Origin of the sequence: Leptolyngbya sp. AS-A5 (assembly GCF_039962495.1) — a bacterium.
Lineage (GTDB): Bacteria > Cyanobacteriota > Cyanobacteriia > Leptolyngbyales > Leptolyngbyaceae > Leptolyngbya.
On record NZ_JAMPLL010000025.1, the window covers coordinates 35,743 to 52,506 of the forward strand.

At 49.2% G+C, this 16,764-nt stretch carries 14 protein-coding genes; 4 read left to right on the top strand and 10 right to left on the bottom strand.

Going from position 1 to position 16,764, the window contains the following annotated elements; genetic code table 11:
• Nucleotides 1-79 precede the first annotated feature (79 nt).
• From NC980_RS20785 to NC980_RS20795, 3 genes are all read left to right on the top strand, one after another.
• Nucleotides 80-412 carry a hypothetical protein gene (locus NC980_RS20785; RefSeq protein WP_199298487.1) on the top strand — a complete coding sequence of 111 codons (333 nt, stop codon included), beginning with the start codon at nt 80-82 and terminating at the stop codon, nt 410-412.
• A gap of 135 nt (nt 413-547) precedes the next feature.
• Nucleotides 548-868 (top strand): hypothetical protein, encoded by a 321-nt coding sequence (locus tag NC980_RS20790; RefSeq protein WP_190376550.1) that lies wholly within the window; start codon nt 548-550, stop codon nt 866-868.
• 48 nt (nt 869-916) lie between these two features.
• Entirely contained in the window at nt 917-1,207 is a 291-nt protein-coding gene (locus NC980_RS20795; RefSeq protein WP_190376551.1) for a hypothetical protein, read from the top strand.
• A 52-nt stretch (nt 1,208-1,259) separates the two neighbouring features.
• Here the strand turns inward: NC980_RS20795 and NC980_RS20800 are convergent, their stop codons facing one another.
• The 10 genes from NC980_RS20800 to NC980_RS20845 all read right to left on the bottom strand — a co-directional run bounded on the left by NC980_RS20800 (nt 1,260) and on the right by NC980_RS20845 (nt 15,256).
• Nucleotides 1,260-2,504, bottom strand: a complete 1,245-nt coding sequence (locus tag NC980_RS20800; RefSeq protein WP_190376552.1) for a hypothetical protein — start codon at nt 2,502-2,504, stop codon at nt 1,260-1,262.
• Nucleotides 2,505-2,614: 110 nt separating this feature from the next.
• A complete protein-coding gene (locus tag NC980_RS20805) occupies nt 2,615-5,752 on the bottom strand; it encodes a type I restriction endonuclease subunit R (RefSeq protein ID WP_190376553.1) in 3,138 nt (1,045 codons plus the stop codon).
• A gap of 45 nt (nt 5,753-5,797) precedes the next feature.
• Nucleotides 5,798-6,910 (bottom strand): hypothetical protein, encoded by a 1,113-nt coding sequence (locus tag NC980_RS20810; RefSeq protein ID WP_190376554.1) that lies wholly within the window; start codon nt 6,908-6,910, stop codon nt 5,798-5,800.
• Nucleotides 6,907-8,268: a restriction endonuclease subunit S gene (locus NC980_RS20815; RefSeq protein ID WP_190376555.1), complete on the bottom strand. Its 1,362-nt coding sequence runs from the start codon at nt 8,266-8,268 to the stop codon at nt 6,907-6,909. Before NC980_RS20815 ends, NC980_RS20810 begins: the two co-directional genes overlap by 4 nt.
• Nucleotides 8,261-9,784 (bottom strand): class I SAM-dependent DNA methyltransferase, encoded by a 1,524-nt coding sequence (locus NC980_RS20820; protein ID WP_277881352.1) that lies wholly within the window; start codon nt 9,782-9,784, stop codon nt 8,261-8,263. Before NC980_RS20820 ends, NC980_RS20815 begins: the two co-directional genes overlap by 8 nt.
• A 246-nt stretch (nt 9,785-10,030) precedes the next feature.
• The gene (locus NC980_RS20825) at nt 10,031-10,921 is read right to left on the bottom strand and encodes a hypothetical protein (RefSeq protein ID WP_190376562.1); all 891 of its coding nucleotides are present in this window, start codon (nt 10,919-10,921) and stop codon (nt 10,031-10,033) included.
• 248 nt (nt 10,922-11,169) lie between these two features.
• Complete coding sequence (locus NC980_RS20830; protein ID WP_190376556.1) at nt 11,170-12,066, bottom strand: hypothetical protein; 897 nt, start codon at nt 12,064-12,066, stop codon at nt 11,170-11,172.
• Nucleotides 12,067-12,314: 248 nt separating this feature from the next.
• Nucleotides 12,315-12,845, bottom strand: coding sequence for a TniQ family protein (locus NC980_RS20835; protein WP_190376557.1), 531 nt, complete (start codon nt 12,843-12,845; stop codon nt 12,315-12,317).
• A gap of 191 nt (nt 12,846-13,036) precedes the next feature.
• A complete protein-coding gene (locus tag NC980_RS20840; protein WP_199298488.1) occupies nt 13,037-13,741 on the bottom strand; it encodes an ATP-binding protein in 705 nt (234 codons plus the stop codon).
• Between the two features lie 3 nt (nt 13,742-13,744).
• Nucleotides 13,745-15,256, bottom strand: coding sequence for a Mu transposase C-terminal domain-containing protein (locus tag NC980_RS20845; protein ID WP_206753818.1), 1,512 nt, complete (start codon nt 15,254-15,256; stop codon nt 13,745-13,747).
• Nucleotides 15,257-15,483: 227 nt separating this feature from the next.
• Between NC980_RS20845 and istA the strand changes: the two genes are divergently transcribed.
• Nucleotides 15,484-16,764 (top strand): IS21 family transposase (gene istA, locus NC980_RS20850; protein ID WP_199298491.1); only part of this gene is annotated, 1,281 nt, incomplete at its 3' end.

Sequence of the window (16,764 nt, forward strand, 5' to 3'; positions counted from 1 at the left end):
TACTCCGAAATAGTTCTTGTGTACTGTTTTCTGTAGAGGTATCATACCGAAGAATTGTCAGGATGGCAATCTAATTGATATGGCACTTGCTCCCCGAATCCCCTCTCATACACACTGGTGTGCGTTACAGCTGTATCTGCAATGGGCGCACGACGAATTGATGGAACTTGAGGAGTTTTTGCGGATTTGGGATGTCTCACGCGAGGAGTTAGCGTTCATCTGCGACTGCTCACTCACTACCGTCAATCACTGGTTTTCTCAGGGAGAGCACCGCAGATTTCCGAGTGAAAAGCATCAGCAGAAGCTGGCACTCGCTCATCATATTTGGGTGACGATCGAGTCTGAACCAGAATATTTGAAGACGTTGCGGCAGATGTATCACACGAAACAGCAGCGAAGGCAGGAAAAATAGAAGCTTGTCATATGGCAAGCTTTTCTTGTCAGTTTATTGAGTTCAAGTGTACTTTTACACATAGCCTACGTTTGCGAAACAGCAATCCTTTGCGAATCGCTGATTGGGAGATGTAATCCACTTGAATGAGAAGCCGTGAGTATCTATGAACAGAAAGCCATCCCCTCGATTTGGGTCACTTGGCTGTCTCGCTTAATGGCAGATGAAACGCAGTGTGTTTGGTCAATCTGGTTTCGGACGCACTTTAAGTATGAAAAGCTCAAGACAAATTTTGACTCTGCAAAATGGAACGCTAACCATCGGACTTTAGTGAACGATCGCATAAACCTTCTAGAGGCGGCGGGCTACACCGTTTATGTTGAAGGAGAGAATCGATTTGAAGTCTTAGGCAGGGATCATTTGGTTAGAGTTGCAGGGAAACCAGATATTGTGGCGATTAAAGGCGGTGAAGCTTGAGTTGAAGATTGCAAGACTGGGCAACGGAAGAACGCAGATTTCTACCAGATGCTGATTTACTTGCTGTTGCTTCCCGTAAGCTTAGCCCCCTGTCAAGGACTGCCCTTACAAGGTCGATTAATTTACCGCGATGAAGTTGTGGAAATTCAGGCGGCTCAGGTGAATGAGGATTTCAGGACGCAATTTCGGGCTGCGATCGCAACTCTCAGCAATACAAGCCCTGCACGCAAGGTTCCCAGTTTTCAAGAATGCCGATTCTGTGACATCTCGACTCAGTATTGTCCGGAGCGGGTAGATGCTCATTCTCCGGAAGACGCTTCAGCGCATCACTTGTTTTGAGCTGCGCCAGTCAGAAAATGATTCTTCTGGCGCAATTGGGTTAGCTGTATTCTTAATGCGCTAGTACTTCAACTGAGGCAAGTTGAGGCTCAAACGCTGCTGTCTTTGCTGGTTCTAGGATGAAGTATCCCTCGATCGCAGCGGCTTCTGGAAGTGCTGCAACTTTTTGTTCAAACTCAGTGGGAGTCAGCTTGTGAGTTACGAGCATATCGTATTGAGCCACATAGCCCTCGAAGACATTACTACGAGCAGCTAGTTTTCTGAGAGATGGAATGATCATGGTTTGTTCTTTTTCCAGTCCAACTCCCACATTCTTGTTTAACCCCGAACCACCGTGAATCACGGGAATCCAACCCTTTGCGTACCAGGTTTCATCCACTTTACGGCGCAAATCGTCAATCCAACCGTAGCGCTTGACCTCTTCATTTGCAAAATCGAGCCAGCTAACTAATTCAGCCACCGTAACGGCATCAACAAAATCGCTCGCTAAGAACCGCTCTGGATACTCACCAATCAAAATGTCCTTGGCAATCCGTCGTCCCTGAGTCTGCCAAAACTGATTCGCTTCTTGGACTTCGTGTTGGGCGACATCGAACATTCCTAACTCAGCCGTACAGCGAATTTGAGCCAGTGCTGTTAGAGCAAAATACTCTTCGTATGCCATCGCTGTCTCAATCGTCTTAGCATTCGACAACAACTCGCGATACCGCATATTGATTTCCGAAAGCGACTGTCGTGAGTTATGCAGAATCGTATGACGATGTTCAGCAGGAGTTTTGTCTAATTTCATTAAGGCATCAAGTGCGGCAAAGAGTCTCGCACGTTCGTTGCTTGCGAGGAAATGCTGAATGTCTTGGATGTCTTTCTGAATACTTTTGAGCTTGTCGTCAATCTTATTCAACTTATTGTTGATTGCGATAAACCCAACGCTGCTGACAGCCAAGCTTAAGCCAGAGAGAAGGGCAGTACCTGCGGCAACCTGAAGCACTTGTTGAGTGGTTTGGGACAGGGTCCCCACTTGAGTTGAGAGTTGTGTGAGTAAGACGGCGTTATTTTGCACAGCATCCTTCAAATCCGCCATTTGCAAACCGTTGACGATGCCTGGAATGAAGCTGAGTCCTGGAACAAAATTTAGAAATTGGGTGGCTGGGAGCAGATGTCGTACAATCTGTCCGGCATGTTCGGTTCCGGCTGCCCACCGAATCACTCCACCATAAATTTTGTATTGCCCCGTCGCTATTCCCGTCCATAAATCTGGTGGAATCATCCGAGTGACTTCCCAGCCTGGAAACACCATAGTCTTACCCTCAAGAAATCGTCAGTGTGGAACATGAAAAATGTTCTTGCAAGTTAGTGTTCCTTGAAGGCTGCGATCGCTAACCCCTTACAAGCTCGAAGCATCCCTGCTCAGGCTGCCCAGTCTCGACACAGGGTTTCGGCTTGTTGAATAACTGTTTGGGTTGCTTTCTCTTGTTTGTCGGGAGGATAGCCATACTTTCTGAGAAGGCGTTTGACGATCGCCCTCAGCTTAGCTCTCACAGTTTCTCGCTCAGTCCAATCAATGCTGACGTTACGGCGAACCGCCTCCACCAGTTCACGGGCAATCGTTCTCAGGGTTTCATCTCCCAGCACTTGTACGGCGCTGTCGTTAACTTCCAAGGCATCGTAGAAGGCAAGTTCGTCTTCGCCGAGTCCCAGATCTTCGCCGCGTCGGTTGGCTTCTCGCATCTCTTCGGCGAGTTTGATCAGTTCTTGGATCACTTGAGCGGACTCGATCGAGCGGTTCTGATAGCGCTTAATGGTGTTCTCCAGCATCTCGGAGAAGTGGCGAGACTGCACGACATTACGGCGCGATCGGGTTCTGATCTCGTCGTTGAGTAGTTTTCGGAGAACTTCGAGTGCTAGGTTCTTTTGAGGCAGGTCACGCACTTCGGCAAGGAACTGGTCGGAGAGGATGGAGATTTCTGGTTTGCTCAGTCCGGCAGTGGCGAAAATGTCGATCACCTGATCCGAGGCAACCGCACGGGTCACGATTTGGCGCACGGCTGCATCCAGTTCGGCTTTACTTTTGCCGCCCTCGACCGTGTGTTTGGAGAGGGTGGCTTTGATTGCCTGGAAGAAGCCCACTTCTTCTCGGATGTCGATCGCTTCCTCTTCGGTGGCGCAGAGAGCGTAGGCTTTGGAGAGTTCGGTTACAGCCTGGATGTAGCGCTGCACGCCGTTATCGGCTTTGAATTCGGGGCGCAGAATCCAGTCGGTGGCTTCACAGAGGGTAGTGAGGCGTTCTGGTGGGGTGCCGGTGAAGAAGCGGGAGTAGTCGTAGCCGTGAAACATTGCCTGGACGATTTCGTACTTCTCCTGCATGAGGGCAACGGCTTCTCCGATCGGAATGCCCGTTTCGCCGCGATCGCCTTCGGTATAGTCTCTCAAGGCATTCTTCAGGTCTTCAGCAATGCCGAGGTAGTCTACGACTAAGCCACCGGGTTTGGAGCCAAAGACGCGATTGACACGGGCGATCGCCTGCATCAGGTTGTGCCCTTTCATCGGCTTATCGATGTACATGGTGTGGAGGCAGGGCGCATCAAAGCCAGTAAGCCACATATCCCGGACGATTACCAGTTTGAGCGGGTCTTGGGGGTCACGCAGACGGTTAGCGATCGCATCTCGTGCTTTTTTGGAGCGGATGTGGGGATGGAAGTTTTCTGGATCGGAGGCGCTACCTGTCATGATGACTTTGACGCTGCCCTGTTTGTCGTCTTCGTGGTGCCAGTCGGGGCGGAGTTGGATGATCTGGTCGTAGAGGTCTACGCAAATGCGGCGACTCATGCAGACGATCATGCCTTTGCCGTCCATTGCAGCGAGGCGGTTCTCAAAGTGGTGGATGATGTCGTTGGCAACCTGAGCTAATCGCTTCTCGGTGCCCACCATTGCTTCAAGCTGTGCCCACTTAGACTTGAGCTTTTCTTTGGTGGACTGCTCCTCGCCTTCTGTGACTTCTTCAAATTCGGGGTCGATATGGGGCTTTTCCGACTCCTCTAGATTGATCTTGGCAAGGCGGGCTTCGTAGAAGATTTTGACGGTGGCTTTGTCGTCTACTGCCCGTTGGATGTCGTAAACGTCGATGTAGTCGCCGAAGATTTGTTTGGTGTTCTTGTCGGTGGCTTCGATCGGAGTGCCAGTGAAGCCGATGAAGGAGGCGTTGGGCAGGGCATCGCGCAGGTATTTGGCGAAACCATAGGCGGTGTAGGCTCCTTCTTCCCCGGTTTCTTTGTCTTTGGTTTTGACGACTCGTGCCGATAGCCCATATTGCGAACGGTGGGCTTCGTCGGCAATGAAGACGATGTTGCGGCGAGGAGAGATAGCTTCGTATTCACCACCGGGTTTCTCTGGGGCAAATTTCTGGATCGTAGTGAAGACGACTCCACCGGAAGCGACGTTGAGCAAGTCTTTGAGGTCAGAGCGGTCTGCTGCCTGGACAGGTTTCTGGCGCAGTAATTCGTGGCATTTGGAGAAGGTGGTGAAAAGCTGCTCGTCGAGGTCGTTGCGATCGGTGAGGACAACCAGGGTGGGGTTTGCCATTGCTGGATGCCGAATGATTTTTCCGGCATAGAATGCCATCGACAGGCTCTTGCCAGATCCCTGGGTATGCCAGATGATGCCAACTTTCTTATCGCCTTCTGGTGCGGTGGCTTTGACGGTTTCGGCAACGGCTTTGTTGACGGCGTGGTATTGGTGGTAGCCTGCCATCTTTTTGATCAGGGTTTCGCCATCGACTTCAAACACGACGAAGTAGCGGATCAGGTCGAGGAAGCGGGATGGCTCAAACACGCCACGAATCATGACTTCGAGTTCGGGCATTCCTTTAGGGGCAAGGTCGGCTCCGTCAATAGTGCGCCACGGCATGAAGCGATCGCGATCGGCGGTGAGAGAACCGAGACGAGCTTCTCGACCGTCGGAGATGAGCAGCACTTCGTTGGTGGTGAAGAGGCTAGGAATGTTGCGTTTGTAGGTCTGGAGTTGGTTAAAGGCTTTGTCGGTGTCGGCGTTTTCGTCTGCGGCGTTTTTGAGTTCGATGACGGCGAGGGGGAGTCCGTTGACAAAGACCACCACATCAGGGCGATGGTTTTTCTGGTTTTCAATGACAGTGAACTGGTTGACGACGAGCCAGTCGTTATGGTCAGGATTTTTCCAATCGATCAGCCATACCTGGTCATGTTGAGTGCGTCCATCTGCGCCAGGGTAGGAAACGGGAACGCCTTCGGTCAGGAGTCGATGGAAGCGTTGGTTGTTGTTGTAGAGGTTTTGAGTTTCGGGGCGGAGGACTTGCTGAATTGCCGATTGGATTTCGTCGGGTGGGACTTGAGGGTTGAGTCGAACCAGGGCGGAGCGGAGGCGATCGACCAGCACGACATCGGCATGGCTATTGCGCTCTGCTCCAGGTTCACCAGGGGCAATATCAGAACCACCCAGAACGGTATAGCCTAACTGCCCAAAGTAATAGAGAGCAGCTTCTTCAACTTCTGATTCTGTAAATTTAATACCCATGCTCTTCTATTTTTATTGATATTGACCATTGAGTTTCTTACACCCTTAATCAATAGATATGTCAGTAACATCATAAGTAGGATTAAAGAATTCCTCTACGAAACGTTTTGCATTTTCTTGTGCTGTTCTACTAGGAGAAAAGAAGAGATTATCTTCAGGATCCTTACTTGGATCGCTGTCATTGGATATGAAACTTAAATCTAGTCTGTTCACTGTCTCATCAGCATAATGAGATATACCAGTTTTAGAAGTAGTTTCTAGGAAAACAACACCGTTATGCTGAACAATACGAACTGAAATAATATCAGGGCGTATGCAATTAGGATATTTACCATTTAAATCAGGTAATATATCTTGCGAGTAAGAATAGTCATTTTTATACTGAGTAATAAACTCTGTAACTTTTTCGAGTCGATCGGCGAGAGTAGACAAATACTTATCATTAAACTGGCTTGATCCTCCATGCGCAAGAACATTTCTAATTTCTCGGCTTTGTTCGACGAGTTTAATATGTTCTTTAGAAATCTGATCGCATCGGAGCAGAAATAATTTCCAAGCTCTTGTAAAAGAGAGCGCTTTCTTTTCCCCTAAAATCCCCATTGAATGTAGCGATAAGGTTAAAGCTTTCTCAAACCCAATAAATGATTGAAGAAAAATCATTCGACCTGGAATTTCTTCTCTCTGATTGCAGTTTACCGGAACTGGAGGTGGCACTTCTATTTTTAGCAGAATCTCCGCATCTGCATTAAAGAGTTTTGAGAAAACCCAAAGAGCAGCTTTTCTTATACCATTAATGCTACGTTCTTCGGGTACCATTCCATTGCCTGAATGATATAACTCATTCCTAAGTTGGTGATACCAAATAATTTCATCTCTTGTTATTTCGATAGCTTCATTAAGGGTTAAAATAAAGTCTTCAAAAAATTCTAGTTTAGTATGGTAATTGGCAAGCCATTTTTCAATTTGTTGCCTAGAATATTGAATCCCCTGTCTTTGTGAAGGATGAAGTTGTAAAAAAGTAGTAATAGAGGCTTCGATCGAATTATCGAATCCAATAAGTGCAATACGTTTATCAAAATCGCCGCCACCCTTACGATGCCCTTCTGCATGAACAATGAGTTCAAAGGGACCATAAGCCCAAGGTTTTAGATTGCTCATGTTACCGCCTCCACAACCTTTTTGGCATCCTTGATGCGGATTCCGCCGGATAGCAGTTTTGGAAGGAGTTCATCACGAACCTTTGTCAGAGAAAACGATTCCAGTTCGTTTGAGAGGAATTTTGCAAATATTGGTTCTACCATAAGGTGATATCTAGCTCGGAGTTCTGCTGGTGCAAGTAAAACAGGGAGAACTGAGAAATGACCTTTATTGAGATTTGCAAAAACAGAACCACCGCTACCACGTGCTTTGATTTCGTCCGCTACTTCGCGTAAGACAAAGTAGTAGTAGAAAGCTGTGTCAGCCTCGTATGGGATGACACTATTGATTTGCTGATTTGTCTGAGATGGGTGCGTTGTCATCACAACTAGCCCTGGGGTTGCAATGCAACTTACACAAATTGAGTAAGGTGGTAAAGTTTTATTCGCCTGAGTTTTAGCCCCCTTACTTGACAAATACTTATTAGTTTTAATGGAAAAGATTTTTCCATGCATATCTGGAATAGTTATGAAGGGTATGTCAGCACCGTAGTTTTCGGCATCTTGTGTGGATGGAGTTTTACCACATATGACGTGACCTATATCTTGGACTGTTCCAACTACCCAGCCCTTCGGGATCTTACCGATCGCTGAATCCTCAAACTCATTAGGAAACAGAGCCGCCGTTTCCGCATCCATGCCTGCGGGCTGTCGTCCATCCATTTTTGCGCGGACGGGATCGAAGTCGATAAACCAGGATTTGAAGAGGGCACGCGCGATCTCTTCGAGCGTTTGGTTCATCTGCCGGTTGAGTTCGATTTTGTCGTCGAGGGTGCCGAGAATGTGAGCGATCGCCTTCTGCTCATTAAGTGGTGGAAGAGGTACAGGAAAATCTCGAAGTTGAGTTAGGTTGAATCCAGGAATTGTGCTACCAACTGAATGTCTTTGGATTAACTCCTGGGCTAGAGGCGATAAGAAGTAATAGCACAGGAATTTAACATCAGCTTTCTGCGGATCTGGAGTCAATTTCATCAAATTCTGCGACAGGATATATCTCGAAAACTTCGCGTTTTTCGGAATCAGACTAACCTGCCCAATTGAAGCTCCACGTTGCATAAAAACTAGATCACCTGGATGTGCAGTATTTTGTTGGAGCGAGGCTGCTTTCTCTTCTGAGACAAAGACAAAGTCAAAATCTTGGAATACGCGAGATCCAAGAACGAGATTCCCACCACGAATAACAGGCACACCAGGGTATTCAACATAGTCTTGACGCACTAGATTTGAACCAAAAGGTCCACCGACACAGGAGTGTTTACCTGGAGCAGCTAGTTTTCCTGCTTTGACAACATCCCACCTATCCGGTAAGTTCTCAAGCATAAAACCCTAACCGCTCTAAGTTTTCTCGAATTTCTTTCTCCAATCGAGCCGATTCCTTAAACTGTTCCTCCAACTCTGCAGTCAACCGCTGCATCTTCTCCTCAAAAGGTTCATCCTCATCCTCCGCTTCCTCTGCTCCTACATAGCGCCCTGGAGTCAGCACATACCCATGCGACTTAATATCCTCCAATGTCGCACTCTTACAAAACCCTGGTATATCTGCATAGGTGCCAGCCTCCGGCTCCCCACGCCACGCATGGTAGGTTGCCGCAATACGGGCAATCTCCTCTTCCGTCAATTCTCGGTGCGTTCGATCGACCAGATACCCCATCTTCCGGGCATCAATAAACAGCGTCTCACCCCGGCGATCGCGCAAGGTAGTAAAGCCCTTCGACCCCACCATTCCCTTCTTATTGCGCGTCACAAACCACAAACACGCTGGAATCTGCGTCGTGTAAAACAACTGCCCCGGCAGCGCAATCATGCAATCTACCAGATCCGCCTCCACGATCGCCCTGCGAATCTCCCCTTCCCCCGACTGGTTAGAACTCATCGAGCCATTCGCCAACACAAACCCCGCAATCCCATTTGGCGCGAGGTGATGGATCATGTGCTGCACCCAGCCATAGTTGGCGTTCCCCTTCGGGGGCGTGCCATGCTGCCAGCGCACATCATCGGAGAGCGAATTATTCCACCAATCGCTGATGTTAAACGGTGGATTTGCCAGAATGTAATCCGCCTTCAAGTCCTTGTGTAGGTCATTGGTGAAACTGTCCGCTTGGCGATCGCCGATATTGCCATCAATCCCCCGAATTGCAAGATTCATCAAACACAAGCGGCGCGTTGTCGGGTTCGACTCCTGCCCATAAATGGCAATATCGCCCTTGCGTCCGCCATGCGCCTCAACAAATTTCTCCGACTGCACAAACATCCCACCCGACCCGCAGCAGGGGTCATAAATTCGCCCCTTGTACGGCTCAATCATCTCCACCAGCAGCTTCACGACCGACTGCGGCGTATAGAATTCCCCCCCGCCCTTGCCTTCCTTCTCGGCAAACTGCCCCAGGAAATACTCATACACCCGCCCCAGAATATCCTTTGATCGACTAGCAGCATCCCCTAACCCAATCTTGCTGATCAGGTCAATCAGTTCTCCCAACCGCTGCTTATCCAGATCCGGTCGAGCATACTGAATCGGCAACACGCCCTTGAGTCGTGGGTTCTCCTTCTCGATCGCCAGCATCGCCTCATCAATCAGCTTCCCGATCGTCGGTTGCTTCGCGTTCGCCTGAATATGCGACCACCGCGCCTCCTTCGGCACCCAAAAGACATTCATCCCCAGATACTCATCTCGATCCTCCGGGTCGGTATAGTCCGTCTCCTGCCGCGCCTCCAAATCATCGTAGAGTTCCTGAAAGGCATCAGAAATGTACTTGAGAAAAATCAGCCCCAAAGCGACGTGCTTATATTCAGCAGCATCCATGTGACCGCGCATCTTATCTGCCGCAGCCCACAGCGTTTACTCAAACCCTAGATTTGCGCCGTTGCCATTTTTACCGTTCGTTTCTTTAGTTCGCGATCTTGCCATACCCACAGCCTGCGATGCTCATCGACTGGCTTCGCCTCGTTGTTCAGCAGAAGCCAGCAGAGAGATTATAGTCGTCCCGAAGCCGAATTCAACGCTTTTGACAGATTGCCCCATCCAGTCATTTCTACGCTGAGGCGTAAGATATCAGGTTTTCGGCGTGTCATTGAAGCCAGTTCAAGCTTTCAGCGTTTTCAAGTCTGCCATGACGGAATTCATCCCCAACTCCAGCGCCAAATTATAAATCTGGTGGCTTTCATTCTCAGAGATCGGCTCCGGCAAGTGCTTGATCTTGAATAGATATTCTGGGTCGGAATACTTCACAGATTTCGACTCAAACAAATGCTTCCACCAGATGCCGCGATCGGTAAAAGCAATGCCATCCTTGCCGTTATCCCACAGGCTCATATCGACGATCGCAAGAATCCTTTCATCGCGATCCACAGGCGCAAAGTCAAACAGAACATTCGCCAATTTATCTAGTGGAATCTCTGGAGCAATATAAGCCTCGTTAAATTCTTGCCGATAACCACTGAGGTATTGCTGAAACGTGGCAATGAGCGGATGCTCGGACTGATCCAGGACGGTGTACAGCAGCGGTTCGGTCTGACGAAGCATTTTCGGCATCGCATCCTGGCTCTCGAGAAACTGCCAAACCCCTAATCCCACACCAAATGCCACTAAAGCTGCACCACCCGTCATCACGCCGATGCCACCCATTGCTGCCATTGCAGTACTAATCGCAGCAGCACCTGATAAACTTCCTGCCGCCCCAAAGGTACTCACCGCTGCCCAAGCCGCACCAACCGCAGCAGCACTCGCAACAGTTCCCGTTGTAGCTGCGATTCCCAAGTTCATCAATTCAGTGCCATCTAGATTTGCAACCAAACTAATTGAAACCAATGCGGCTGCACCCACCAATGCCGCTCCCCCAGTTGCGACCGCTAATCCGCCGAGCATCCCCAGTCCACCTGCTGCCACTGATCCACCACCATGGGTTGCCAGTGTTGCGTTTGTGGCTGCTGCTCCCGTAAGCGAGCTGATTGCAGTTCCCGTACCTGCTGTCACTCCTGTCGCACCCAGCGCCTGTGTTAATGTCGGAACAAAGTTCGCCGCCAGTTTCGTTGCCTGCTTCCCAGTCTTGAGATACTTCTGTAAATCCGCCTCAACCGCACCTTCGTCTTTCTCAAAAAACTGATTACGAGCTAACCGATAAATCGTCTTGCATTCCGGTGAAATGTCCGAAAAATAGACAAGTGAATCTAGCGATCCAAGCGTATACTCATCCTCAACGGTTTGCCCTAAACGCGCCTGGTTTACACCGTCAGATATTTCTGCTGAGCCTCTCCTACATAATCACTCCGTCGAATCAGCGCCATAATCACCTCATCCACGGTGAAGGCTCTCGTCTGAGCACTGGCGATCGCATACCGCTGTTTCAAGGCAAGTGGCAGTTGAGCGTTTTGGACGATCGCGTCTACTGCGGTTAGATCAGCAAAATCGTCAGGACTGGGCAGTGATTCATTTGCCCGCACATATTGATAAATTCCCTTTAAGCGTAGCTTCTTCTCATCCGGTAAGTCTGAAGCTGCGACAGCTGCTTCAAGTTGGTTCTGTAGGGCAATTAAGCGTGAATTTTGGCTGGCAATGCGATAGCGCTCTCGGATGACCTGACCATTAGGATCTTTCCCAAGTTCTGGTGAGCCGCCCACGACAATATCTAGAATGTCCTGAGCGTGAGTATCCGTTACCCAATTTCCTGCCTTGATTTGAGCATAAGCAGCCTGACAACGATCGCGGGTTCCCGCCCTCAAAGAAGCGGATGTCAGGGCAGCACTGATTGCGGTATCGAAGTCGATTGATGAGTCATAAAGTGTATGCACAACAACGGTAGCATTGCGTCCATTCAAAGCCGCCTGTTTGACCATTAATTTGGCTCCCTCACTACAGCCAGCCGGAATCTTAAGAGACTCTGTCTGACCGGACTTAAACGTTACCCTTTGCTGCCCACCCTTCTGGGCAAGTTTGTCCCCAATAAAAATATGATAGAGTTCGGTCCTTGAGATTTCTGAATTAGCAGGGGCGCTCTCTGCAAGAGCAGCTTCGGGAAGGAGCATTTCCCTGCCCAAAATACCGATCGTACCCGCAAGCAAAAGCTGGATAAATTGACGACGATCAAGACTCAACGAAGTGTTAGGCGGTTGATGCACCATAGTTATGGGACAGAATTGACAGTCCTTGCAGAGAGTGCCCATCTGCTGTCAAGAAAGCACTAAATTTCACTGCAAATTGGTTTCTAATTTCACCCATGACAACGCATTTCAAACTGAAGGTGTGTCCCAACTAGTCTCGTCCAACTGCTCAGGGTCGAACTTCTTAGATGCTGTTCTTCGGTTTTGTCTCACTCAATCGTTCAGATCAGCATTCAGCAAGAAGTACTAGCTGCCTGCGATCGCTGTACTCAATTGGCTTTCTTGCTTCTCTCCTGATATTTCACCATCGCCGTAAAGCGCATCCCACAGTGATGACATCTCCCATCTGTCCATAATGCTGGAATCTGGAAGGGACGTTTACAACTGGGGCATCGCTCCAACAAGCGCAAGTTGTGACGTGTGCAAACTGCAACTACGTCCTTGTGCTGCCACACCATCCGATGACAGGGTACTTCAGCATAACAGGCTCCACACAGCCGAATGGGGCGAGGCTGCAATGTCATTCCCTGGTGAGGCAACATCGCTTGAAAGCGCGAGGGATCTAGATCGATGAGGCGGGCAATCGCGCCCAACTCCTCATCCGTTGGAACTGGATTGAAATAGAGCTTCTCCCACCGAGCAGTAACCGCTCCAATCCCTGCCGCTTGCCCTAACGAATAAGCCGAAGGCAGACGATTCGCCTTGAATCGTCTCAAACGTCCCAGATAGTGACTAATACTCTCATGCTCCAAGGGTTCCACATAGCCAAGTCGAGGCACATTCTCGTCAGGCTGACTCATGGCGGACTCTCTTTGTGAAGAATATCGATTTAGCCCTCACTCTACTTAGGATTCCTCCTTGCTTCTGGGGGAATGTATCGTGCTCCATAGCGGTTAGCAATATTTTGCAAAATCCTTTCATCAACCTTGCCGTGTCCCTTCTTAAGGGAATGCAAAACCGCCTTCGTCAAAATCTTAATCAAACTTCCCATCTAAGCTTGGGTGCTGGCTGCCAAAATTTCAAAAAGGGTGCCCTCTGCCAAGTTAGAAGCTTGCGGAAGTGCCAGAATATCCAACTCGATCGTCCTTAAAGTCTTCTGGAAGTCTTCATAGTCCAGTCGATCAAATTCAAACAGCGTGGGAAAGCAGGTCAACAAATCGAAATTTTGCAAGCTGTTGTCGAGGTCTTGACTGCCGATGAGAACGATCGGCACACCTGACTCTTCATACAGCTGTTTCAGGTCGATCAATGCTTCCCGTTGCAGATTATCGGCATTATCAATCAGCAGAAGCTCAATTCCGAAGAGTTCAAGGCATCCAGCTAATCGAGCCCGTAAGTCTTGTCGTTTTCCCCGTGGAGCCGCGTGGTTGATGTCCCTGAGAATTTGCGAAAAGAGCCGTTTAGAACTGGAATTTGACCAGGCTTTCACATAGGAGACCCGTTTTCTATCCTCTTCTCGGTAGTGCCTGGAAGACCGACTCTTGCCAACCTCCCTCGGTCCAATCACCCGGCCACACTGTTTCAGCAATCGCAATTCGTCCAACCAACGGAAACATTGTGAGGCGCGATCTGTCGGAATAAAAGCGGTCTGAAACAGCTCCTCGATCGCTGCCGTTTTGATCAGCACATCAGTTAAATCAAGCTGAGTTGCGAGAATCTCTACCGGAACTTGGGTTGCAAGCTGGGATTGTGCCATATCCTACCAAATCCTCTTCAGTGTTTGATTTTTGGGAACTACAATAGGGTGTCGTTCTTCGGATGGAGAGTTAGAAATATCAGGTTCAACGGGTTGTGGAGCAGGAACCCCCATCTCCGGTTCCTTCTGCTCAGAAGACACCCTTTCTGGCAACAGTTCCATCGATTCAACTGGGCTGACAGATTTGCCTGCCCGTTCTTGCCGTAATTCGACGATTTTCGAGTTCTGCTTGCTTTTGTCACGCAGTTTTTTCTGCTCGGCTCGTTGTCGCTCTTTCTTCTCCTGCTTACGCTGCTCGACAAGTTTTTGCCGCTGATCCGGCGCTAAGAGCCCACCATAGTTGGAATGTTCCCGCTTGGCAGTGCTTCGCAGTTTGTTCAGTTGTTTTAGCTCCTCCAGGCTCAAATCTTGCCTGTCCATATTGATGGCATGAGCATAGCCGATAAACTCTTCTACCTCATCATCATCCGTTGTTTGACGATAGACATACAAGGTCAAAATGTGGTCGGGGTCGTACCTTAAGGTCACATACTCGCCCTGTAGGGTTCGTAGCTCTTCACAGCGGTAAGTCAGATTTTCAAAGTACATCGACCCATGCGCCTGCACCACACGTTGCTCCGCTTTCATCAAGCAGAGGTCTAAGTCGCGTTCATTCAACGGTTCAGGCAGTTTCTTACCCATGCCCTTCAACCAGCGTTCAAGACGAGTATCGCGTGGGTCTTTCGGATAAGGCTCATGATTATAGTCGCGAAAGAAGTACACGGCTAATATCTGGTCGAGATCCTCAAAAGTGAGACAGGCTTCCTTTTCTGCCCGTTCTGCCCCGCCCTCCTCCTTGGAGATGTAGCCCGGCAGGGGAGCCAAAACCTTAGTATTGATCGTACCGAAGAGCCGCTCGACAATACCCCCCTGAATCGGACGATCCCGCAGTTCACACTGAAATCCCAACTTTTTCCCAATGGATTGAATAAGTTTGGACCAACTCAAATCCTTACCACCATCGGTGAAGAAGTACTGGAGCGGTGCGCCATAAATATTCGACTCATTCAAAACTTTCTCAAGGTCATACTCGGGTGGGTACTGCTTGGGCAAGATTGCATGTCTGAGCGCCAGTGCGACTTCATGCGCTCCCGGCTGTTTGTGCCACAAATGATAGCCAATGACACAACCTGAGAAGGTATCAACAACGGCAGTGATCCAGGGTCGCCATGCTAGAAGCTTGCCCTCCTTATCAACAATCCGAATATCGAGCTTAGTGTGATCGCACTGGACAATTTGATTACTGAAGTCTGCTTTGAGCAATTTCCCATCCCGCGTTTCCACCGCTAGCCAAGACCCCGCACCGGGATTACGGATTTTTTGTTTCCGTTTTTGGCGTTCAACTAGGGGTTTTAGAATTCGATAAACGGTAGCTGGGTGGGGATAATCGCCTTCTTCATGCCGCAGGTCAATCACCGCATGTCGCTGGACTTCACGCACGATATCGGCAGGTTTGAGCGGATGCTTATCCTTCAAGCTTTGCTCGTAAACTTTACGGATATAGTCTACCCAATACTCATGGATTTGCAAAATTGCATAAACTTCGGCAGGTGATTCTCACGTAACTTCGGCACCCGATTCTCAGTTATCTTCGGCAGGTAATTCTCATCGAACTTCGGCACCACGCTTTACACTGCGGTCACTGTTGACCTGAAGGTGTAAACGACGTGAGCAAAGGAACGCAACAAGGAGAGTTACTGTCGATGGACAAGTTTCGCGAGATCATCCGTCTGCATGAGATGGGGTATAGCCAATGTTCGATTGCACAAAGTTGTGCGGTTGCCCGGTCAACAGTACAAGATTACATTCGTCGAGCAACGGCAAAAGGATTAAGCTATGAACAAATTCAACAATTGAGTGATAGTGAAGCGAAAGAACAATTAGGCAAAGGAAAACGCAAAGCCAAAGAACAGCCAGAGACAATTGATTTTACAACGCTAGAGATAGAACGGCAACGCAAAGGAGTGACACTCGCGCTCTTGTGGCAGGAAGGCATCGACAAACAACAATGGCAATGCAGCTATGGTACATTCTGTCGGCGCTACAACAAATGGAAAATCCGCCAGCAATTGACGATGCGACAAGTCTACAAAGCAGGCGAGAAGCTATTTGTAGACTATTGTGGTCCGACCGTTGAGGTGATTCATCCAGAGACTCACGCGGTGACGAAAGCCCAAATCTTTGTTGCCTGTTGGGGTGCCTCGAACTACACCTATGCCGAAGCGACACCGAGTCAAGAATTGCCGCACTGGATTGGTGCCCATCAACGCGCCTTACAGTTTTTTGGGGGTGTACCAGAGTGTATTGTCCCGGATAATCTCAAATCCGGCGTGACCGACCCTTGCCGCTATGAACCCGGAATCAACCGCAGCTACGAAGAGTTCGCTCGGCACTTCAATCTGGTCATTCTCCCTGCTCGTCCGAACAAGCCCAAGGATAAAGCGAAAGTCGAAAAAGCCGTTCAAGAAGTCGAACGACAAATTCTTGCCCCGTTACGCTATGAACGCTTCACCAGTTTTACGGATTTGAATGCAGCGATTCGGGTGCGGTTGCAGCATCTCAATGACCGGGTGATGAGCGGCTATGGAGTCTCCCATCGCGTTCTGTTTGAGCAAGTGGACAAACCTGCCCTCAAACCGTTACCGGGTCAGCCGTTTGTGTTTGCCCGCTGGAAAACTGCCAGGGTGAATCTTGACTATCATCTCGAAGTTGAAAAGCACTACTATTCAGTGCCTTACTGGTATGTGCAACGAGAAGTGCAAGTCAAGATTTCAGAGCATCTGATTGAGGTGTTTCATGATCATCAGCGGATTGCAGTTCACGAACGCTCACGTGTGCAATATCGTCACACCACGGTCGCTGACCATATGCCCCCAGAGCATTGGGCATACAAACGTCAATCAAAAGAGCGCTTTCTGGCTTGGGCAGATCAGATCGGGAGCCACACGCGCACTCAGGTCGAAGCCATCTTCAATGCGAAAGCG

Coding starts and splice junctions, on each gene's coding strand:
- NC980_RS20785 (WP_199298487.1), top strand. CDS start 80: ATGGCACTTGCTCCCCGAATCCCCTCTCATACACACTGGTGTGCGTTA.
- NC980_RS20795 (WP_190376551.1), top strand. CDS start 917: ATGCTGATTTACTTGCTGTTGCTTCCCGTAAGCTTAGCCCCCTGTCAA.
- NC980_RS20800 (WP_190376552.1), bottom strand. CDS start 2,504: ATGGTGTTTCCAGGCTGGGAAGTCACTCGGATGATTCCACCAGATTTA.
- NC980_RS20805 (WP_190376553.1), bottom strand. CDS start 5,752: ATGGGTATTAAATTTACAGAATCAGAAGTTGAAGAAGCTGCTCTCTAT.
- NC980_RS20810 (WP_190376554.1), bottom strand. CDS start 6,910: ATGAGCAATCTAAAACCTTGGGCTTATGGTCCCTTTGAACTCATTGTT.
- NC980_RS20815 (WP_190376555.1), bottom strand. CDS start 8,268: ATGCTTGAGAACTTACCGGATAGGTGGGATGTTGTCAAAGCAGGAAAA.
- NC980_RS20830 (WP_190376556.1), bottom strand. CDS start 12,066: ATGGTGCATCAACCGCCTAACACTTCGTTGAGTCTTGATCGTCGTCAA.
- NC980_RS20835 (WP_190376557.1), bottom strand. CDS start 12,845: ATGAGTCAGCCTGACGAGAATGTGCCTCGACTTGGCTATGTGGAACCC.
- NC980_RS20840 (WP_199298488.1), bottom strand. CDS start 13,741: ATGGCACAATCCCAGCTTGCAACCCAAGTTCCGGTAGAGATTCTCGCA.